This window comes from Flavobacterium johnsoniae UW101, from assembly GCF_000016645.1.
Lineage (GTDB): Bacteria > Bacteroidota > Bacteroidia > Flavobacteriales > Flavobacteriaceae > Flavobacterium > Flavobacterium johnsoniae.
Window position 1 is genome coordinate 5,018,224 of record NC_009441.1, and the last position, 20,809, is coordinate 5,039,032.

The 20,809-nt window shown below is 34.2% G+C and carries 16 protein-coding genes; 11 read left to right on the forward strand and 5 right to left on the reverse strand.

All coding sequences use genetic code 11. The annotated features are described in order from the left end of the window. Window positions 1-52: 52 nt before the first annotated feature. Window positions 53-2,983, reverse strand: a complete 2,931-nt coding sequence (locus tag FJOH_RS21590) for a triple tyrosine motif-containing protein (RefSeq protein WP_012026152.1) — start codon at window positions 2,981-2,983, stop codon at window positions 53-55. A gap of 616 nt (window positions 2,984-3,599) precedes the next feature. Here FJOH_RS21590 and FJOH_RS21595 point away from each other — a divergent pair. The 5 genes from FJOH_RS21595 to FJOH_RS21615 all read left to right on the forward strand — a co-directional run bounded on the left by FJOH_RS21595 (window position 3,600) and on the right by FJOH_RS21615 (window position 6,978). Next, window positions 3,600-4,415, forward strand: coding sequence for an alpha/beta fold hydrolase (locus tag FJOH_RS21595; RefSeq protein WP_012026153.1), 816 nt, complete (start codon window positions 3,600-3,602; stop codon window positions 4,413-4,415). A gap of 90 nt (window positions 4,416-4,505) precedes the next feature. Then, window positions 4,506-4,802, forward strand: coding sequence for a GNAT family N-acetyltransferase (locus tag FJOH_RS21600; protein WP_012026154.1), 297 nt, complete (start codon window positions 4,506-4,508; stop codon window positions 4,800-4,802). A 13-nt stretch (window positions 4,803-4,815) separates the two neighbouring features. Continuing rightward, window positions 4,816-5,436, forward strand: coding sequence for an alpha/beta hydrolase (locus FJOH_RS21605; RefSeq protein ID WP_012026155.1), 621 nt, complete (start codon window positions 4,816-4,818; stop codon window positions 5,434-5,436). Beyond that, on the forward strand, window positions 5,436-5,786 hold the full coding sequence (locus tag FJOH_RS21610) for a cupin domain-containing protein (RefSeq protein ID WP_012026156.1): 351 nt from the start codon (window positions 5,436-5,438) through the stop codon (window positions 5,784-5,786). The genes FJOH_RS21605 and FJOH_RS21610 overlap by 1 nt, the downstream gene beginning before the upstream one ends. A gap of 253 nt (window positions 5,787-6,039) precedes the next feature. After that, window positions 6,040-6,978: a ring-cleaving dioxygenase gene (locus tag FJOH_RS21615; protein WP_012026157.1), complete on the forward strand. Its 939-nt coding sequence runs from the start codon at window positions 6,040-6,042 to the stop codon at window positions 6,976-6,978. A 75-nt stretch (window positions 6,979-7,053) separates the two neighbouring features. Here FJOH_RS21615 and FJOH_RS21620 read toward each other — a convergent pair whose 3' ends face one another. From FJOH_RS21620 to FJOH_RS21630, 3 genes are all read right to left on the reverse strand, one after another. Next, window positions 7,054-7,692, reverse strand: a complete 639-nt coding sequence (locus tag FJOH_RS21620; protein ID WP_012026158.1) for an HAD family hydrolase — start codon at window positions 7,690-7,692, stop codon at window positions 7,054-7,056. Between the two features lie 94 nt (window positions 7,693-7,786). Continuing rightward, window positions 7,787-8,251, reverse strand: coding sequence for an NUDIX domain-containing protein (locus FJOH_RS21625; RefSeq protein WP_012026159.1), 465 nt, complete (start codon window positions 8,249-8,251; stop codon window positions 7,787-7,789). 65 nt (window positions 8,252-8,316) lie between these two features. Continuing rightward, window positions 8,317-9,237, reverse strand: coding sequence for a YybH family protein (locus FJOH_RS21630; protein WP_012026160.1), 921 nt, complete (start codon window positions 9,235-9,237; stop codon window positions 8,317-8,319). A gap of 186 nt (window positions 9,238-9,423) precedes the next feature. Here FJOH_RS21630 and FJOH_RS21635 point away from each other — a divergent pair, with 186 nt between their 5' ends. Further along, window positions 9,424-10,593 carry a DUF4861 family protein gene (locus tag FJOH_RS21635; protein ID WP_012026161.1) on the forward strand — a complete coding sequence of 390 codons (1,170 nt, stop codon included), beginning with the start codon at window positions 9,424-9,426 and terminating at the stop codon, window positions 10,591-10,593. A gap of 96 nt (window positions 10,594-10,689) precedes the next feature. On the opposite strand, the gene FJOH_RS21640 is transcribed toward FJOH_RS21635, so the two are convergent. Beyond that, window positions 10,690-11,688: a LacI family DNA-binding transcriptional regulator gene (locus tag FJOH_RS21640; protein ID WP_012026162.1), complete on the reverse strand. Its 999-nt coding sequence runs from the start codon at window positions 11,686-11,688 to the stop codon at window positions 10,690-10,692. A gap of 235 nt (window positions 11,689-11,923) precedes the next feature. On the opposite strand from FJOH_RS21640, the gene FJOH_RS21645 reads away from it, so the two are divergent. The 5 genes from FJOH_RS21645 (at window position 11,924) to FJOH_RS21665 (ending at window position 20,605) form a co-directional block, all read left to right on the forward strand. Next, complete coding sequence (locus FJOH_RS21645) at window positions 11,924-12,373, forward strand: YhcH/YjgK/YiaL family protein (RefSeq protein ID WP_012026163.1); 450 nt, start codon at window positions 11,924-11,926, stop codon at window positions 12,371-12,373. Window positions 12,374-12,454: 81 nt separating this feature from the next. Continuing rightward, on the forward strand, window positions 12,455-13,267 hold the full coding sequence (locus tag FJOH_RS21650; RefSeq protein WP_012026164.1) for an SDR family oxidoreductase: 813 nt from the start codon (window positions 12,455-12,457) through the stop codon (window positions 13,265-13,267). 30 nt (window positions 13,268-13,297) lie between these two features. Continuing rightward, window positions 13,298-14,482 carry a mannonate dehydratase gene (uxuA, locus tag FJOH_RS21655; protein WP_012026165.1) on the forward strand — a complete coding sequence of 395 codons (1,185 nt, stop codon included), beginning with the start codon at window positions 13,298-13,300 and terminating at the stop codon, window positions 14,480-14,482. Window positions 14,483-14,624: 142 nt separating this feature from the next. Beyond that, entirely contained in the window at window positions 14,625-16,259 is a 1,635-nt protein-coding gene (locus tag FJOH_RS21660; RefSeq protein WP_012026166.1) for a hypothetical protein, read from the forward strand. A gap of 254 nt (window positions 16,260-16,513) precedes the next feature. Continuing rightward, a complete protein-coding gene (locus FJOH_RS21665) occupies window positions 16,514-20,605 on the forward strand; it encodes a two-component regulator propeller domain-containing protein (RefSeq protein WP_044047991.1) in 4,092 nt (1,363 codons plus the stop codon). The last annotated feature ends 204 nt before the right edge of the window (window positions 20,606-20,809 follow it).

Here is a 20,809-nt window from a genome sequence, read left to right on the forward strand (position 1 = left end):
GCCTTTTCTGTAGACAAAGTAAAACTATGTTTCTATGTTTTTAAATAATAATCTAGAAATTTAGAATAAATTCTGTTATGTTGGTATCAGACGGGAGCTGTAATTTTTTACGAATACGGTATCTGGTATCTTCAACACCTCGAACAGAAATTCCTAAAAGCGGTGCAATTTCTTTTGTATTAAAGTTCATTCGAAGATAAGCACACAAACGCATATCACGAGGTGTAAGTTCCGGATAACTTTGTTTCAGCCTCTGCATAAAATTATCGTGAAGCTGGTTAAAGATTTCTTCAAACTCATTCCACTGCTTATCTCCCTGCAACTCGTGATCGATTAATTTGTTTATTTTGGTTAACAGACTAAAGTTTACATTCGGTTCATTTTTCTTATCAATCTGGCTGATAAGTTCTTTTATCGAAAGCAGAATTTCATTTAAATGAATAAGGTTTACAGTACTCGAAGCTACTTTGGCGTTTTTGAGATTAATCGTCGCTTCGAGATTTTCGCGTATAATACTCATATTCTGCTGTTCTAGTGTCAGTTTCTGTTCATTTAGTTCAGCGCGGCTTCTAAGCAGTTCTTTTTCCTGATCCTGAATTAACTGCTGGCGCTGTCTTCCGGCAAGTGTTTTTTGGTATTTAATAATGAGATAAATTACTACACTGTAAAGCAAAAAATACAAAATATAAGCCCAGATCGTTCTGTACCACGGCGGTAAGATTTCAAAACGAAAAACAGCTTCTTCACTTACCACATCATAAATGTTTTTTGACCTTACATGAAAAACATATTCATTTTCAGGAAGGTTAGTATATTCCTTTTCTGTCTGAAGACTGCAGTCAGACCATTTTGGTTCAAAACCTTCCAGCCAGTATTCATATTTTGTAGCTTCGGCTTCATCATAAAAAAGTGAGGCAAAAGAAAAATGCAGAGCATTATTCTCATAAGATAAAACGGCTGATAATTTGTCATCAATAGACTTGTTTTTGTTAGGAAGCACATCGTATCGGCTTGAAAACAGCAGACTGTCTTTTGGAATAATACATTTTACTTCAGAAATGACCGCCTTATATTTGGTTTGATATTTTTTGTTTTTAACTGCATTGTAATGAATTAAGCCATCCTGTGTTCCAAAAAACACGTCTCCGCCGGCAGTAGTCTGAATATTCTCAAAACCCGGAACATACAAATAACGAAGCTTTCTAAAAGGCAGTTCTTCAACATCAAACGTATTATTCGCTTTTTTGGTCATTTTTCCTGTATTTTCTCCAGAAATGTACCAGATATTCTTTTGACTGTCTTGTTTCAAAAGGCGGATATGATTCTCAAGTCCAAGATATTTTTTGAAAACCGGATCCGGTAACATTTTCTTTGAAACAGGATTTTGTTTGTAAACACCTTTAGTTGTTCCAAAAAGAATTTGATTATCGATTTTAAAAGTATTAAGAAACAAGCTTGAAGGAAAACCATTTTTTTGATTATAAAACTGAACATCAGAAACTGCATCAAATGCCTCATTAAGTTTAATTTTAAAAATGCCTTTGTAACCGTGAGCAATCCATATAGCATTATTTGCATCGGTTTCTATTACACGGCTGCTTTCTTCAAATCCTTTTAATTTATGCTGATACACCCAGCTGCCGTTTATATTTTTTAAAAGATACAATCCGGTATAACCGCCCGCAAGCAGTAAGTCTGGATGATTGGGAACAAGAATTCCCTGCCATACGCCGTCTATTTTTGCCAGGATTCTGGCTGAATTTCCTGAAACTTCAAATATTCCGTTTTTTTCAAAAGCCAAAAGCGAATTTCCAAAAACGCCGATATTCCAAACATTTTCAGACATTCCTTGAATATGCTGAAAATGAATATTATCTCGTTTACCGTTTTTATACGCCTGCCAGTCAAGCCAGAACAAACCATTATCTGTAGCGATATACAATTTATTTTGATAAATCTGGCTGCAGTATATTTTGGTTTCAGAATTTGAAGAATCTAAAACTCTCGACAACGGCGAAGAAATCTGAATGAGTGAAATTCCTTCTTTGAGCATGACCCATAAGTTTCCTTCTCTATCAACTTTAAAACTAGTTACATAATCATTTTGAAGTCCAATTTGTTTATTGATATGCTGAATTAAATGTCCTTCACTATCTACAACTATCAAACCGGACTGACGTGTACCAATTCCGAAATAACCATCTGAAAATTGAATTCCGGTTGAAATCTGATTCTGCTTCAGCAAATAATCTGCTTCCGTTATAAAAGGTTTTATCTGTTTATCGGCATATAAAAAAAGTCCTTCTTTTTGGGTAAACAATAAAAGACCTTTTGGAGTTTTAAAAATCTTTCTAATCTTCATTCCGGCAAACTTCTGTCCGTCTGGAAACGGAACCAAAGCATCGTTTTTTAGCTGCAATAATCCTTTGCCATTATCAGAAACATAGATTTCATTACCTGTTTCAAAAAAATCATCAAAATTATATTTTGACTTTAAAACCTTGATTTTATTGTTTTTGTAGATAAAAATAGCTTCATGAGAAAAAAAAATGACTTCATTATCTCGTATAACGGTATGAACAACATCTCCAAAGTTTCCAGCCGAAGCAGGAAGCAGTTTTACTAAAGATGTATATCTGTACTGACCGTTTGATAATTGAATAACATAACCAAAATCGCCCTGTGCGCCTGCATACATTTTATCATCTTTATCAATAGCAAGAGAGCGAACCATACTGCGGTTTTCCGGCTGGGTAATAATACTCCATCGAACACCATCAAACTGCATAATTCCAAAATGATTGGCAAAAAACATCATGCCTTTTGAATCCTGAATAACATCCCAGTTTTCAGAAGCCGCTTTATACATTTTGGGACTATAGCTGGTAATAAACGGAACACCGATTTTTTTAATTTGAGAAATAACAACCGGAGAAATAAGTGATACTAATAAAACTAAAAATCTAATTATAAATTTCGTCATTTTGTTTCTGTCTGTAGGTTAGTTTGTGATTTTTGGGAATCACAGCTTCAAAAAATGCCTCTTTGGGAAAAGTCATTCTCTATGCAAAAAATTCAGTTTTACTTAATCTCTATTAACAATTCAGCATTATTAATAGATTAAAAAAATGAATGTCGAAATCCAAATATATAAAAATTTATTTTAATGTAACAAATTGCATTTGTTATTAAGAATACTAAAAACCAATAAATTAAAACCTCAAACCTTCTTTAAATTTTTTCGATTGAACTAAGGCTGAAAAACGTATTAAATACAATTATTAAGATAAAAAGTAATTCAATCGTAACACAATTAAAAAAGATTTATAAATAAAAAAGCTTTAAATTTATTATACAAATCTTAAAATCAACAAATTAAAAACAAACAAACTAGTAACTTACTGATTACAAAAACAAAAATTTTAAAGCTTTTTTTACTTCTTAATCTAGGTTAATCGATAAACATTTAGTGCTGTAATAAATTTGCATCATAATCATAACAACATTAAACATCGAGAACGTTAAATGTTAAAAAGAAAAATTTAATTAGAATTTAAAATCAAAATAACAAATAATAGTAATCTTAAAAACTTAAAATCATGAGCACATTTGCAGTAAACGACGGAACAGAAATTTATTACAAGGATTGGGGAACTGGACAGCCAATTGTTTTTCATCACGGATGGCCTTTATCAAGCGATGATTGGGATGCACAAATGATGTTTTTTCTTCAAAAAGGATACAGAGTAATTGCACACGATCGCCGTGGACACGGACGTTCTGGCCAGAGTTCTGAAGGAAACAACATGGAAACTTATGCATCTGACATTGCTGAATTAACTGAAGCTTTAAATTTAAAAGATGCAATTCACGTTGGTCATTCAACTGGAGGCGGTGAAGTAATTCGTTACGCAGCAAAATACGGAAAAGGACGTATTGCAAAAGCAGTAATCATCAGTGCAGTTACTCCAATAATGATTCAAAACGAGTCTAATCCTGAAGGTGTGCCATTGTCAGTTTTTGATGAAATCAGACAAGGAACAGGTTTTAACAGAGCACAGTATTTTTATGATTTCCCTACCGCATTTTACGGATGGAACCGCGAAGGACAAACTGTTCAGGAAGGTATTAAACACAACTGGTGGCGTCAGGGAATGATGGGTTCTGTTTTAGCACATTATGAAGGAATTAAAGCCTTTTCTGAATCAGATTTTACAGAAGATTTAAAAAGTTTAGACATTCCGGTACTTGTATTACACGGAGAAGACGATCAGATTGTACCTTATGCACAGGCACCAAGAGCGGCAAAACTATTGAAAAACGGAAAATTAATTTCTTATCCGGGATTCTCTCACGGTATGCCGACTATAAATGCTGAAACAATCAACAACGATATTCTGGCTTTTATAAAATAAATCAATACAGACTGCCTGTAAAGAATTATAATTACAGGCAGTTTAATTTTCTCTCTTAAAAATTACAAACAAGCACACATTCAAAATACTATGGAAATAATAAAATTAGAATTAAACGAAAAAAACCACGGCAGTTTTAATTTGTATGTTGATGATAAAAAATTAGGCGAAATGACAGTAAGCATTAAACCCGGCCTGCTGACAGTTTACCATACAGGAGTTGAACCCGAAGGTGAAGGAAAAGGTTATGCTAAGAAACTTTTAGAAGAAATGGTTTCTTATGTTCGTGCCAATAATTTAAAAGTTTTACCGCTTTGTCCTTACGTTCACGCTCAATTTAAAAGACATCCGGATGAATATGAAGATATCTGGCAGAAACAATCTTAAAAACAGAATAGTTATGAATACAGAAATTTTAACAGACGGTGTACCTTTAAATGAAGCTAAAAAAGCTTTAATTATGATTCACGGCCGTGGTGCCGGTGCTCATGATATCCTTTCGATTGCCAGACATCTTAAGGTCGACGATTTTGCTCTGGTTGCGCCTCAGGCAGAAAACAGAACCTGGTATCCGTATTCGTTTTTAGCTCCTTTAAACGAAAATGAACCCTCTTTTTCAAAATCATTAGAAGCAATTCATCAGGTTGTAGTAGCGGTGCAGCAAAACGGAATCGAGAAAGAAAACATCTATTTCTTAGGGTTTTCGCAGGGTGCTTGTCTTGCTTTGGAATTTACAACACGAAATGCCTCAAAATATGGCGGAATCGTTGCTTTTACAGGCGGATTAATTGGCGATCAGGTTTATGAAAATCATTATTCAGGAAACTTCGAAAACACACCAGTTTTTATAGGAACAAGTGATCCTGATTTTCATGTTCCCGTAGAAAGAGTAAATGATACCGAAGCGCTTATGACAAAATTGGGCGCAGATGTTACTAAAAAAATCTACCCAAATATGGGACATACCATTAGTCAGGATGAAATAAATTGTGCCAATGCATTAATTTTCAATAAAAAATAATGATTGCGATAACTCGCGTTTACAGCGATGCAAATGGAGAAAGTCATTTTGAAGACTTTGAAGTTCCGTTAAAAAACAACGGCGATATCGGATTTTTATCTGATGACGAACCCGTAAAATCTATCGTTTTTAGAGAAGTCAGTCCTTCTTATGATTACGATTTTCATAATGCACCAAACCGTCAGTATATTGTTTTACTGGAAGGCGGTGTAGAAATTGAAACTTCATTAGGAGAAAAAAGAACATTCAATACCGGTTCAATTCTATTAGTAGAAGACACTACAGGAAAAGGACACAAAACAAAAAATATTGAGCCTAAACTAAGGAAGTCAATATTTATCAAATTATAAATTCATCAACATCTTATAATCTGCTGTGATTAGTTTTTAGTCACAGCAAAAAAACACTGATAGCAGATTTGCTGTTTTCAGAATACATTTCTATTCCCTGTTTTAAAACTATTGCCGCTGCAGAAAAAAACTAAAAAACAGCGGCAAAATATGGTTCTCAGTTCTTTCTTAATCTAGGTTAATCGATTAACAGACAGAGTAGACGTAAATTTGTAAAAGAAAAATCAAACAACAATTTAATATAAAAAATACCATGGAAAATAAAATTTTAGGCTTACACCATATTACTGCAATTGCAGGTGACGCTAAACGCAACTTTAACTTTTATTCAAAAATATTAGGATTAAGATTCATCAAAAAAACAGTGAATTTTGACGATCCGGGAACGTACCATTTTTACTTTGGCGACGAAGTGGGAAGCGCAGGAACCATCTTAACTTTTTTCCCTTGGGGAGAAGGAATTCAGCAAGGCAGAAAAGGTTCTGGAATGGCTACAGAAATTGGTTATTCTGTTCCAAAAGGAAGTCTTGATTTCTGGCAGAAACGTTTTGAGCAGTATAATGTAATTTACAATAAACCTGCTGAAAAATTTGGAGAAAAATACCTGACTTTCTTAGATCCGGACGGATTGAAATTGGAGTTAATCGAATCTAAAACAGACGATAACAGAAAAGCCTGGGAAACTGACGAAGTAAAAGCTGATGTGGCAACAAAAGGTTTTCATAACATTACTTTGACTTTAAACCATATTAAACCAACAGCAGCAGTTTTAACTGAAATATTTGGTTACAAACTGATCGATCAGGACGTAAACCGTTACCGTTATGCAACAGATGCTGTAGAAAATGCTGCTATTGTTGACTTGGTTGAATTAGCGGATGAAAAACGCGGTTTAAATGCCAACGGAACGGTTCACCACGTAGCATTTCGTGTAAAAAACGATGAAATATTAATGCACTTCCGTGAAAAAGTCGAAGCATACGGATTGTCTATTACACCACAAATTGACAGACAGTATTTCCACTCTTTATATTTTAGAGAACCGGGAGGTGTTTTATTTGAAATCGCTACCGATAATCCTGGATTTACAGTAGACGAAAGCTTAGAAGAATTAGGCCAAAACTTAAAACTTCCGGCACAATACGAACCACAAAGAGCAGCAATTGAAGCTCATTTGGTTAAAATAAATTAATTATTAAACTACAACACAACTAATGTAAAGCTGTCCTCAAAAAGGACAGCTTTTTTTATAGATTATTTTCTAAAATTAAATTGACAGCATTTTACTCAATTCTTCGTAGCTGTCAAATAAAATGGCTCCTTCTTCTTCTAAATCTTCGTTATTAAAACCATTAACAAAACCGTATACTTTAAAACCTCCGCTTACACCTGCCTTTACTCCTGCTTTACTGTCTTCTATCACAATACAGTCTTTTACTTCAAAACCCATTTGCTGAGCGGCCTGCAGAAAAATTCCCGGTTCTGGTTTCCAGCTGCCAATTTGATACGAACTGAATATTTTATTTTCGAATTTGTCGATCAACCCCGACACTTCAAGATTCAAACGGATTTTTTCGACAGGTCCGCTTGATGCCACACAATACGGAATTTTTAATTTTGCAATAAAATCTTCAATGCCTTTCATAGGTTTTACCTGTGTTTTAAAAGCTTCAAAACTTTTCTCGCGATATTCTGTTTCAAAATTTTCAGGCAGTTTCTGGTCAATTGCTTCTTCAATATGACGAAAACAATCTTTTAAATTTCGACCGTTAAAATATCGGTATGCATCTTCGAGTTCCATTTCGAATCCGTGTTCCTGAGCCATTGCCAGCAGTATTCCGTTGCCAATTTTCTCAGTATCAACCAAAACTCCGTCACAATCGAAAATAATACATTTTACATTCATAATTTTTAATTTACTTTTTAGAACCGCTTTATACTATTAGCGGTAAACCAAAATGGAAAGTACAAAAATTATTTTGCAAAGCCGTTATTGTGCTTTAAAGTGAAGATGAAATTTTAGAAACCATCTGAACAATAAAATCAGCCTGTGCTGGATTTATTTTCTTTATGGCTTCGGCAGTTTGAAACCATTCGCCTTTGTCTACTTCAGGAAAACTTTGAAGTTTACCGGATTTTGGAGGCCATTCCATTTCAAAGTCATTGCTTTTAATCAAAGATTCATCGAGCTCAAATTCAACAGCCCATGCATGAACCATTTTACCCGATTTCAATTTTACATATTCAAGTTTAATAAAATCTCCATCGACTTTAAAACCCGTTTCTTCCTCAAATTCTCGTTTAGCAGCTTCTAACGGATCTTCTTCAATAGTAAATTCTCCTTTTGGAATTGACCAGCTTTCTAAATCTTTATTTTTCCAAAACGGACCGCCTGGATGAACCAAAAAGAAAAAAATGGTTTTATCTACAAATTTATATGCTAATATTCCGGCGCTCTGTTTCATACAATTACTGTTTGTTTTTTAATCTTACTGTATAAATATCGTCATTCTTTTTCAATCTTAACTATTTAGTTATGATTTACCATTTGGCGGAACAACATTAAAATGCCATTTTCATCGCTTTTCCAAACGTTGGTGCTTTTTCCCGTTACAATGGCCCTTCCCTTTTTATTGTCCCAGGAAACATCTACATAATAATAACCGTATTCAATAACAAAATTCTTAATAGGAATCATTTTGCCTGCCTTAATAGATATTGAATCAATCGAAACTCCATTTGGCTTTTCATGTTCTTCAAAATAAGGTTTAATGTTTTCCATTCCAACAAACATTGGTGCATCATAAGTAAGATATATGGCATCTTTTGTAAAAAATTCTACAGCGTGTTTTTCACCTTCCCTTTTCGAGACTAATTCGGCAATGCGTTCATTTCGTTTACCAACTTCAGTTTCTAGAGTTTTATTTATTTTAGGTTTTGGTATTTCACTTTCTTTCGTTTTTATAGAGGCAAAATTAGAACCGTCAATCGCTTTATTGGCTCCCCAGATTTCTGACTCCAGAATGAGTTTTCCATTTTTCTCAACCTTCCATACATTCAGATATTTTCCATCATAAGCTAAAACAGCACCGTTTTCATTTGTTGAATGAATATTAAAAGTCCCTGTTTCGACGGCATAATTGCCTATTTGTTGAATTTCGTAAATATCTCTTTTATAACTATTGATTGTAAATTTTGAAAGCCATTGCTGATAATAGGATTTAATATCTTCTTTTGTATACAAAGCTTTATGATATTCAGGCATACAAACCGGTTCGTTATCATCGTACAAATTGGTAGTAACACTAAAATCTTTTCGCAAGAAAGAATCGGCAATCTGGCTGTTTATTGTTTTTAGTTTTTCTTTTAACTCATCTGAACTTTTTAGCTGTGCCCAGGAATTGATTACAACCAACAGAAAAACAACCATTGATAAATATCTCTTTTTCATCTTTTTAGAGTATTAAAATTGATTCATTAAATGTAAAGAAAAGAATCATAATCTGTTAAAAAACATTTTATATGAAATTCATTATCAAACACTTGTACATTATTACCCTATTTATGGATTTAAACAATCTTTTAGATTCGTATTTTTATGAAATAAAAAAAAGCAGAAATTTAAAATATTCATATTGTGAAAAAACATTTTTTATCAATCGCAATTCTGGCAGGAACTTTTACAGTTCAGTCTCAAAATAAAATTATTACGATCAGCAATAATTTAAAAACCGACAGAGAATTTGAAACTGTAGAACTAACAAAAAAAATTCTTGGATTAACAGCCAATTCAAAACTTGAAAATTATGCCGTTAAAGATCTTGGCAGTAATTCATTTTTAGAAACCCAGACTGTAGACAATGACGGAGACGGAACGGCAGATGTTTTGTTGTTTCAGCCAAAGATCAAAGCATCTTCTAAACAAGATTTTGAAGTTTTAGCTGGTACGAATCCTTCAGCTTCAAAAGAAATTAGCTGCTATTCACGCTTTGTTCCGGAACGTACAGACGATTATGCCTGGGAAAACAACAAAGTCGCTTTTAGAACTTATGGTCCTGTGGCTCAAAAAATGGTCGAGGATAAAATTCCCGGAGGTACTTTAACAAGCGGCATTGATGCGTGGCTGAAAAGAGTCGATTATCCAATTATCAACAAATGGTATGAAAAAGCCACTAACGGAACAGGAACGTATCATAAAGATACTGGTGAAGGTCTGGATAATTTTCATGTTGGAGACAGCCGCGGTGTGGGCGGAATTGCAGTAAAAGTCGACGGAAAGTATTATTTCTCGAAAAATTTCATCAGCTGGAAAACGATTACGACCGGTCCAATCAGAACGAGTTTTATTTTAACTTATGCTGACTGGGACGCCAAAGGAAATAAAATAACCGAATCAAAATTAATCAGTTTAGATTACGGAAGCCAGCTTTCGCGCTTTGAAATCAATATTACAGGAACTAAGGAAATTGCTGCCGGATTAACACTTCATGATAAAAAAGGAACAATTGGAACTAATTTAAAAGAAGGCTGGTTAAGCTATTGGGAACCTATTGATGATTCTGAAATAGGAACTGGTTTAGTGGCTCCAAAAAACACTTTGCTGAGTTTTGACCATCATGTAACAGATGAAAAAGATTTAAGCAATCTTTATGGAAACATTGCTGTAAAAAACAATAAAGCCGTCTATTATGTTGGTTTTGGATGGAAAAAAGGAAGTCCGTTTCAAACCAAACAAGAATGGGAAAAATATCTAAGTTCTTTTGCAGAAAAAATCAATAATCCATTGATTGTGAAGATTAAGAAATAATAATCATTACCCGCAGATTTTACGGATGAAACGGATTGATGCAGCTTATTTTAAAATAAACCTGCCTAATCCGTAAAATCTGTGGTTTAGATTAAATCACTTCTTAGCAGGAAAATAATTTTCTTTTAAAATAATCTCAAGCGGAATATAATGTGTGCGTTCTGTATCTTCCTGCAGCACCAGTTTTTTATACAAATAATTAATTCCCATATAACCCTGATCTTCGGGTCTTTGATTAATTAAAAAATCAATAACGCCTTTATTTAGATATTCTATATTTTCCTTAAGTAAATCAAAACCAATAATTCGAACACCTTTTATATTGTTCTTTTCTAAAAATTCGGCCACAATATACGCTCGCGAATTGGGTACAAAAATGCTGTTTACCCCAGAAAACATTTCAAGATTCAGCTGGTCGATTCCGGAATCTTTTAAGGTGAATTCTGAAAAATTAAAATTCGTCAATTCATCGTGATCTTTAAAATACGAATAAAATCCTTTAATTCTCTGCTGATAAACTGATGTACTTTCGATTTCGCGGGTAATTTTAAAAATCAAAACATGCCTTTCATTTTTAACGGCAAAGCTGATGAGCCTTCCGGCTAAATAACCACTCTGAAAAGCATTTTGACCCACATAAGCGTGTTCATTTTCTTCAGAAATATTCGAATCGATCATTACAATCGGAATGTTTTTGCTTTCGTAATCTTTTAAAAACCGAACCGAATCTTCATAAAAAATAGGCGCAAACAACAAACCATCGCAGTCAAATTCCATTACTTTTTTGACAGATTCCTTAAAAGAAGCCAGATTATAATCGTAAAAGAAATAATCCAATACAATCCCGAATTTACCAAATTCCAAAGCCGCTTTTTCGATTCCGTCCGTCTGGCTCTGCCAATATTCCAAAGTTTCGGACTTAGGAAGAAAAACCGCAAAATGAAATTTTTTGTTTAAAGCCAGATTACTAGCCAGGATATTTCGCTTATAACCAAACTCTTCAATAATCGCATTAACCTTGTCTACAGTTTCCTGAGCCACCTGTCCGCGTTTATGAATAATCCTGTCAATAGTTCCGGGAGAAACATTTGCCAATTCGGCTATTTTTTTAATTGTTATGATATTGATTCTTTTTAAGTTAAAATAATAAAAGCTCCTTTGTAAAATTATATTTTTTTAGCAAAAATAAGTTGTTTTACATCACAATTTACATACATTTGTAAAATACCGTGTGCGTACACGTAAAATTACACAAATTGTAAAAATAATTTTATTTTTTTGTATTCTTTATTCAAAATACGCCTTAATAATCAAGATAAACTTAAACCAAATGATAATAGATTCAGTACATAATGCAGCAAAATACTACAGACTGCATCCTAATTTTCAAAAAGCTTTTGAATATGTAAACCAAACCGATATTGCCAGTCTTGAAGCCGGCGTTATTGAAATAAGCGAAGGTTTAAAATTAATCGTAATACACGGCGACGGAAGTTCGAGAGAAGAAAGTATAAAAGGATTTGAATGCCATGACAAAAACATTGACATTCAGATTTCGATACAAGGTCCGGAAACTTTTGCATGGAAACCAAGAGAAAAATGCATAAGCCCAAATGGAGATTACAGCGATGAAAAAGACGTTCGTTTTTTTCATGATAAACCAGATATGTTTTTTGAACTTCAGGAAAAACAATTTGCGATTTTATATCCAGAAGATGTTCACGCAGCCATGATTGGCGAAGGTTTTCTGAAAAAACTTGTTTTTAAAGTAAAAATTTAAATAGTAAACTAAACCATAACCATACTTTATTTTCCAAATTGGAATTTGGGATTTTAAAGTATTGAAAATTTAAACTAAAAAATGGATTCAATATTCAATTTAAAAGGAAAAATTGCTCTGATTACGGGAGGTGCCGGAGTTTTAGGAAGCAATTTTGCAAATGTATTAGCAAAACAAGGTGTTATTGTGGGAATCGTTTCGCAGTCACTTGAAAAAGCCGAAAGCACTGTAAAAACTCTTGAAGCAAACGGCGGACAAGGTTTTGCGGTTCAGGCCAATGTTTTAAATAAAGAAGAAGTAGAAAAAGTAAGAGATTTTATTGTTGAAAAATACGGACGTCTTGATATTTTGATTAACGCAGCCGGCGGAAATATGCCCGGAGCGACTATCCAGCCAGATCAGGCAGTTTATGATATGAAAAGCGATGATTTACAAAAAGTAATCGATTTGAATATCATTGGAACCATGCTTCCTACTCAGGTTTTTGCAGAGTTATTTGCTAAACAAAAACAAGGAAATATCATTAATATTTCATCTGCTTCGGCACAAAGACCTTTAACGAGAGTTGTAGGTTATTCGGCTTCAAAAGCGGCGATTGATAATTTCACGCAATGGATGGCAGTTGAATTAGCCCAAAAATATGGTGAAGGAATTCGTGTAAACGCTATTTCACCAGGTTTTTTCATTGGAGAACAAAATCGTGCTTTATTATTAACTCCGGAAGGAAAATTAACTCCAAGAGGTGAAAAAATCATCGATCACACGCCAATGGGAAGATTTGGAACTCCAGAAGATATTGATGGTGCACTTTTGTTTTTATGCAGCGATATGTCAAAATTCGTAACAGGAACTATCTTAAAAGTTGACGGCGGTTTTGCTGCAACAAGTATCTAAAAACTAACTCACAAAACAACATAATACAAAATGGAACAAACATTAAGATGGTTCGGACCAAATGATCCTGTTTCTTTACAAGATATTGCACAAACCGGAGCAACCGGAATTGTAACAGCTTTACACCATATTCCAAACGGAGAAGTTTGGAGTATTGATGAAATTATCAAAAGAAAAGTTGAAATCGAACATCAGGACGGCGATCCTAAAAAAGGTGCTTCGGGATTAACGTGGTCAGTTGTAGAAAGTATTCCGGTTCATGAAGACATTAAAAAACAGACTGGAAATTACATTCAATACATTGAAAATTATAAAGAAAGCATTCGTAATCTGGCTTTATGCGGTATCAAATGTGTGTGTTATAATTTCATGCCTGTTTTAGACTGGTCAAGAACTGATTTATCCTATACCGTTGAAGACGGATCAAAAGCACTTCGTTTTGATATAAATGCATTTGCAGCTTTTGAATTGTTCATTTTAAAAAGACCAGGTGCCGAAAACGAATATTCTGATGAACAAAAACAAAAAGCAAAAAGCTATTTTGAGGCGATGACTGCCGAAGATAAAGTTAAATTGCAGCAGAACATTCTTGCCGGACTTCCGGGTGCCGAAGAAGCGTATACGGTTGAAGATTTCTTAGTAACCTTAAGTGCTTACAATCATATTGACAGACAGGCTTTAAAGAATAATCTTTTTCATTTTTTAAAAGAAATTGTTCCGGTTGCAGAAAGCAAAGGCGTTTTAATGGCAATTCATCCAGACGATCCTCCTTACCCAATTTTAGGCCTGCCAAGAGTTGTAAGTACCGAAGAAGATTTGATCGAGTTAATGAACGCTGCTCCTTCTAAATCAAACGGGTTTACAATGTGTACAGGTTCTTACGGTGTTCGTGCCGATAATGATTTACCGGGAATTGTAAGACGTCATGGCGATAAAATGAATTTCATCCATTTAAGAAGCACACAACGCGACGAAGAAGGAAGTTTTTATGAAGCCAATCACTTGGAAGGCGACGTTGATATGTACGAAGTTGTAAAAGCAATTCTTGAAGTTGAAAAAAGAAATAACAGCAAATTACCAATGCGTCCGGATCACGGACACCAAATGCTGGATGATTTAAAGAAAAAAACAAATCCGGGTTATTCTGCTATCGGCCGTTTAAGAGGACTGGCAGAACTGCGCGGACTGGAATTAGGGATCAAACGATCTTTATAATTGGTTTTGACACCAAGGCGCTGAGACCCAAAGTTTTTTATTTTTTTTAATCCTTTTAATCTGTGGCTAAAAAAACTTCGTGCCTTAGCGCGTTGGCGGCAAAATCAAACAAAAAACTAACTAACCACAAAAACCACAAACCATGATTCGCCAAGCCATTATTATCTCCTGTGGCTTTTTTATGAATACCATATTGGCGCAGGAAATACCAAAAATTATTACTTCACCCAAAACTAATTATCTTCCGGATTTTAGTTATGCAGGCTATCATTTCGGCGAAAGCCCAATTCCTGAAACTGCCGGAAAAATTATTAACGCTGCAGATTTTGGAGTAAAAGCCAATGACGAATTAGACGATTCAAAAGCACTTTTAAAAGCCTTTAAAGCAGCAAATGCTGTTGAAGGAAATGTAATTCTGCAATTGCCGGCAGGACGAATTATTTTAAGCGATATTTTATATATCGAACGAAGCAATTTTGTGCTTCGAGGCGCTGGTTCTAACGAAAACGGAACCGAAATTTACTGCCCAAGACCCATGATGTATCTTAAAGATTCTGAAGTTTTGGCTGAACTTCGCGAATACTTAACCACTTTTGATAAAAGACAACGCGAGCCAGAAAACAATATTGATCTTCCTTTTTCACAATATGCATGGTCAGGGGGTTTTATCTGGACGCAGGTTCCAGGCGAACGTGTAAAATCGTATTTGGATAAATATGAACCAGAATCCAGTCCGTTGGCGAAAGTCAGTTCAGGGAAAATGGGCGAACATATTATTACGGTTTCGGATGTAAAAGGATTGAAAGTTGGTGATGTTGTAGAACTGCAATTGTTTAATAAAGACGGCGAAAACGGCGAAATTATCAACGATCTATATCAGGGAGCTAAAGTAAAACCAGGTTCACATCATTGGAAATTTCCCAAACTTCCTATTGTGAGACAGCAGGTTGAAATAACCAAAATCTCTGGCTCTAAAATCACTTTAAAAACACCTTTAACCATTTCAATAAAACCAAGTTATCAGGCGCAATTAGTCGAATGGAAACATTTAAATGAAGTTGGAATCGAACATCTTCGTTTTACCTTTCCTGATATTCCCAGAGTCGCGCATCATGTTGAACCCGGAAATAACGGTATTTTCCTGACGCGTCTTTTTAACAGCTGGGTTAAAGATGTCAAAATCACAAATGCAGACAGCGGCATTCTTGCCGAAGAAGTTTCTAACGTTACCATTCAGGATATTACAACCGATGGATCGCATTTATCGCATTACACGGTAACATTAGGCGGTGTACATAATATTTTGGTTAAGAATTTGAAAATTTACAATTCTGCCGTTCACCCATTAAGTTTCAACACTTTTGCTACTAAAAATGTCTATCAAAACTGTGAAATATTTACAGATCCTGTTTTAGATCAGCACTCGGGAGCCAATCATCAAAATTTATTTGATAATATTACGGTTCATGTAAAAGCCAATAAAAACAATAGTTACGCATTGTTTGGCGGCGGAGGCGCTGATTACTGGAAACCTTCTCACGGACCTTTCAGTACTTTTTGGAATTTAAATGTTCAGGTTGAAAATCCAGATACATCAAAACCCGTTTTATTGTACGGAATGAAAGACGGCGCTTTAGCCAGAATTATTGGTGTTCACGGAAATGCAAAATTTGAAATCAAATACGACATTGATCCCTACATTGAATTTTTAAACATGCCAATTGAGAAGATTCCTTCGCTGTATGATTATCAATTAAATAAACGTTTGAAAAAATAAATTTAAACACATAGAAACATAGCTTTTAAGAGCGTAAAAAGGCGTTTCACTTGCATAAAAAATCATAGGTTTTGCGTGAAAGCTATGTGTGAAAAACTAGTTTTTTTAAAGTCTTGTTTATAAAAAGAAAAATCTATGTTTCTATGTGTTTAAAAATTAATCTCGCAAAGCCGCTAAGTCGCAAAGGGAAAATTAAAAAAGAAAACTTTTGCTACTCTGCGAGAAACTCAATTCACAACATAAATCTGTGCGCTATGAAACTTAAAATAGCTCTTTTATTATTTGTCTTTGTTTCCGGGAATTTGTTTTCCCAAAATAAATACCGACTTAAAAACTTTTCTACTACAGACGGACTTTCGCAGAGTTCTGTTATTGCCATTCATCAGGATAAATTTGGGCAGATGTGGTTTGGAACCCGCGATGGTCTAAATAAATACGATGGCAGCCGATTTACTATTTTCAGGAATGAAGCTTCTAATAAATATTCAATCAGCAACAATGATATTTTAGCAATTGAAGAAGACAACTCGGGAAAAATCTGGGTAGGAACTTACAATGGACTAAACTGTTACGATCCTGTTTCAAATCGTTTTACAAGATATCTTCATACCAAAACCAATCATACAATAAGCAATAATGCTGTTTGGAGTATTAAGGAAATTGGCGCCGAAATGTGGTTTGGAACTTCAAAAGGACTAACGATTTACAACAAAAAATCGGGATTGTTTACTTCAGTTTTTCATTCAGATGATGATGCTTCTACTCTTCCAAGTAATAATATTTTAAGCATTATAAAAACCAAAAATGGAGCTGTCTGGATTGGAACAACAAAAGGACTGTGTCAGTTAACTAGTCGAAAAAACGGAAAATTAAGTTTTAAAAATTATCAGTTAAATGCGTCTGATTTATTAAACGTACAATCGGTAATCGAAGAAAAAGACGGCAGTTTATGGGTGGGAACAAAAAACAAAGGACTTTTAAAATTTGATCAAAAACAAAAATCTTTTGTTTCTTTTTTATCAGCCGAAAAATACCGCGAAATAAATACTGATATCCGCTCATTAGTAATTGACAACCAAGGTTCTTTGTGGATTGGAGCTTACGACGGAATTTATATTTTGGGACAAGATAAAAGTCTGCAGAAAATTAACAATACCAATAACAACAACGGAATCGACAAAGTAAAGTCGGTTTTTATGGATAAAAAAGGGTCGATCTGGATTGGCTGTTATTACAAAGGCGTAAACCTTTGGGATATTTCAAACGTAAATTTCTCCAACTACAATCAAAATTCGAAAAAGATTCCGATGAGTTTTGATGTCGTGAGTTCTATTATTTCAGATAAAAACCAGAATATTTATTTTGGAACTGAAGGCGGCGGAATTACAATTTTCAATAAAAATACCGAAGCTGTAAGCTACATCAACAGCAAAACCGGACAAACCAATAAAAATGATATCAAAGCAATGTGTCTTTCTGACGATCATATTTTATGGTTTGGAACTTTTTCAAAAGGATTATCAGCTTACAATACGGTTTCGAAACGAATTGAAGACAACAGAATTACTCCTGACTTAACCGAATTTTTAAAGGAAAGCGGTGTTTATTCGCTTAAAGCAGAAAATAAAATTTTATGGATTGGAACTTTTGGAAAAGGCTTAATTCGTTACGATACCGAGAACAAAAAATTTGAGATTATTGGCAATGACAACACTAAACCCGTTTTCCTGACCAATAATATGGTTCGCAGTATTTTAATCGATAAACAAAATTCAATCTGGCTGGGAACACAAAATGGTTTGAATCGTATTTCACTTCGAAATTTCAATCCTAAAAAATATACGATACAGCATTTCTTTTACAACCACTCTTCTTTGTCCGGTGATGATATTCTGACTTTGTTTGAGGATTCTCAAAATAAAATCTGGGTTGGAACAAAAGCAAAAGGTTTGTATTATTTTGATGGAAAAAAATTCAGCCAAATCAATCTTAGAATCGGAAATACCATCATTACTTCTATCCACTCTATTTTAGAAGATGACGATAAAAACCTTTGGATCAGTACAAATCAGGGAATTATTAAATACAGTACAATTAAAAAGACGGTTGTAATTTATGACCAAAAAGACGGTTTGGCAAGTAATGAATTTAATGATAATTCGGCTTTAAAATTAGGATCAAATCAATTTTATTTCGGAAGTCCTTCGGGCGCAACGTTTTTTGATGCAGCCAAAATTTCCTTAAACAATTATGCACCTCAGGTTTTAATTACTAATTTAAAAATTAAAAACGAAACCGTAAATGCGCATGATAAAGACGGCATTTTAGAGCAGAGCATTGGTTTTACCAACACCATTACTCTGGATTATGACAAAGCGAATTTCTCGATTAGTTTTGCGATTCCAAATTACATTCGATCAAAAAACAACCAATACAGTTATCGTTTAACTGGTTTAGAAAATAACTGGACGACAACTAAAAACAGCGAAGCCAATTTTGCAATTCAAAATCCTGGAACTTATACATTTGAAGTCCGCGGCGCAAATAATGACGGAGTATGGAATCAAACTCCAACTACTTTAACGGTAATTGTAAATCCGGCTCCGTGGCGCAGTATCTGGGCATTTTTATTGTACGGAATCGTGATTGGTTTGGGCTTATGCGGTTTAATCTGGATTATGAAATCGAAAGCCAGACTGAAACAAAAACTTGAACTGGAATATTTGGAAACGCAGCGAATTGAAGAAAACAACAAATTAAAACTGGATTTCTTTACCAATATTTCACATGAATTCAGAACGCCTTTGACCCTTATTTTAGGTCCGTTACAGCAAATTCTGGCCGATTATAACGGAACCAATGAAATGTATAAAAAACTTCTGGTTATTGAAGGAAGCGCGAATCATTTACTGAGTCTGATTAACCGTTTAATGGATTTTAGAAAACTGGAAAATCATCAGGTTACGCTGGAATCTGCAAACGGAAATATTGTAAAATTTACCAAAGAAATCTTTTTGTCGTTTATTGAATATGCTAAAGACGGCGGTTACGATTATAGTTTTGAAACCGAAAACGAAGAAATTCTGGTTTATTTTGACCGTTACAAACTCGAGCGTGTGTTTTACAATTTGATATCAAATGCTTTTAGATATACTCCAAAAGGCGGTTCGATTAAAATTAAAATCAATCACGACCAGCAGAATCTGTTTATTGCTGTCGAAGATTCTGGCGTAGGAATCTCAGAAGAACATATCGATAAAATTTTTGATTTGTTTTTTGAAGTTCCAACGCACAATCAGGTTCAAAAAAATTACAATAAAGGCACCGGAATTGGGCTTTCAATCGTAAAAAACATTGTGGAACTGCATAAAGGAAAAATCGACGTTACAAACAAAGCCACTGGAGGCGTTATTTTTAAAGTAACGTTACCGCTTGGACGCGAGCATCTTCTGGACAGCGAAATTATACCTGATTTTAAAATCAGTGATGATATTGAACAATATGCCGCTCAATTAGAACCTTCGGAAATTACTGAACATGAAGACATCGAAGATTTAATTGTAAACGAAGAAAAGCAGACTATTTTAATTGTTGAAGATCATAAGGTTTTGAGAAAGTTCATGAAAAACCTTCTCAAAAAAGATTATAACATTATAGAAGCTGAAAATGGAAAAATTGCTTTAGAAAAAGCTTTAAAGTTTGTTCCAAATTTAATTATAAGCGACGTTATTATGCCAGAAATGGTGGGAACTGAATTGTGTTCAAAAATCAAAGAGAACATCAAAACCAGCCATATTCCGGTAATTTTGCTGACTTCCAGATCTTCATTGGTTTATAAATTTGAAGGACTGGAAAGCGGTGCCGATGATTACATCAGTAAACCATTCAATTTAATGGAATTCAGGCTTCGCGTTAAAAACCTTCTGAACACAACTGAACGTTTAAAAATCAAGTTTTCAAGCGAGGATAGTTTTATTCCGTCAGAAATCACGGTTTCTTCTCTGGATGAAGAATTATTGAAAAAGGCATTTAAAATTGTGGAAGAAAACATTTCTAACGAACAATTTGACATTCCGTTTTTCTGTTCAGAACTGGGCGTAAGCCGAACGATGTTATTTCTAAAAATCAAAGCTTGGACGAATTGCACGCCAAATGAGTTTATTCATGAAATCAGGTTAAAACGTGCGGCTCAATTATTAGAACAAAACAAATTAACCGTTTCAGAAATCAGTTATAAAGTCGGTTTCAACAATCCGAAATACTTTAGCAAATGCTTTCAGAAAAAGTACGGAGAAACTCCGTCACAATACTCCGACAAATTTTATAAATCTTCGGTCATAATTTAAAAAATCCACTGTTTTAAAGGGTTAAAAAAGGGTATCTGTATTATTGGATACCCTTTTTTGTATTTCTATATCGTTTTCGGCGTATACATTTGCGATATGAAAATCAAAAAAACAAACTTCTTATTACTGCAAATTTTGTTTGTCATTATCATAATCGGAATGAGTTTATTGCTTTTCTACTTTATCTAACATTAACCTTTAAAA